At 70.0% G+C, this 1,250-nt stretch carries 1 protein-coding gene; it reads left to right on the top strand.

Features of this window, described 5'->3' with window-relative positions:
* Positions 1-134 precede the first annotated feature (134 nt).
* Positions 135-1,166 (top strand): flagellar motor switch protein FliG, encoded by a 1,032-nt coding sequence (locus HMPREF0731_RS20525; protein WP_007006146.1) that lies wholly within the window; start codon positions 135-137, stop codon positions 1,164-1,166.
* Positions 1,167-1,250 lie beyond the last annotated feature (84 nt).

The raw sequence follows: 1,250 nt of genomic DNA, 5'->3' as shown, positions 1-1,250 counted from the left end.
GGCAGCGAGGGCGACGCGGCGGAGGCGCTGGCGCGGCTGCACCCGGCCGGCCCGCCGCCCGAATGCGCGGCCCTGCTGGCCGCGCTGCTGCTGCCCCTGCTTGCCCTGCGATCCGAGCCGCGAGGTCCCGACCGATGAAAGCCCCCGAAGCCCGCCGCGCGGTGCGCCCCAGCGAGAATCGGCAGGATTCGCTGGCCGATGTCGCCACGCTGTTCATGACGCTGGACGAGCAGCGCATGCAGGCCCTGTTCGACCGGCTGGAGGAGCACGAGATCCGCCGCGTCAGCCGCGCCATGGCCAATCTCGGCAAGATCGACATCGAGCAGGTCGAGCGGGTGATCACCCGCTTCCGCAACGAGGTCGGCCGCACCGGGACCGTGATCGGCACCGCCGAGACGACCGAGCGGCTGCTGCGCCGCCTGCTGCCCAATGAGAAGGTCAGCGAGATCATGGACGAGATCCGTGGTCCCGAGGGCAAGACCATGTGGGAGAAGCTGGCCAACATCTCGCCCGAGGTGCTGGCCACCTATCTGCGCACCGAGCTGGCGCAGACGGCGGCGGTGATCCTGGCCAAGCTGCCGGCGCAGCACGCGGCCCGCGTGCTGGCGCTGCTGCCCAAGAGCTCGATCGACGAGATCGTGCTGCGCATGGTGCGCATGGACAGCATCCAGAAGGGCGTGCTGCAGGACATCGAGGCGACGCTGCAGAAGGAGTTCATCACCAACCTCAGCCGCAGCTACGAGCGCGACAGCTCGCAGATCGTGGCCGAGATCATGAACCGCGCCGACAAGGGGCTGGTGGACCAGCTGATGCGCGTCATCGAATCGCGCGAGCCGCACGCGGCCAGCCGCATCAAGCGCATCATGTTCACCTTCGACGACCTGATCCGCGTCGACCGCACCACCTTCGGCACGCTGGTGCAGGAATGCCCGGTGGACAAGCTGCAGATCGCGCTGACCGCGGCGAGCCCCGAGCTGCGCGAGCTGTTCCTCGGCAGCATGTCGGCGCGCGCCGCGACGATGATGCGCGACGAGATCGAGAGCATGCCGGCGCAGCGCCGCAAGACGGTCGAGGACGCGCAGGCCGACATCATCACCATCGCCAAGCGGCTGTCCGATGAGGGCCGCATCTTCATCCTCGACGAGGACGAGGCGGGCGAGGCCTGAGGCGCGGGGCGCGGGGGAGGCGGCGATGCCGGAGCGGCGCGACGGATTGGGGCCGGTGGAGCCGGTGGTGCCCGACCAGGCGCC

This window comes from Pseudoroseomonas cervicalis ATCC 49957 (assembly GCF_000164635.1).
GTDB classification, from domain to species: Bacteria; Pseudomonadota; Alphaproteobacteria; order Acetobacterales; family Acetobacteraceae; genus Pseudoroseomonas; species Pseudoroseomonas cervicalis.
The sequence above is the reverse complement of the archived record's forward strand: the minus strand, read 5'-3'. Positions and strand labels throughout refer to the sequence as shown.

Coding starts and splice junctions, on each gene's coding strand:
- HMPREF0731_RS20525 (WP_007006146.1), top strand. CDS start 135: ATGAAAGCCCCCGAAGCCCGCCGCGCGGTGCGCCCCAGCGAGAATCGG.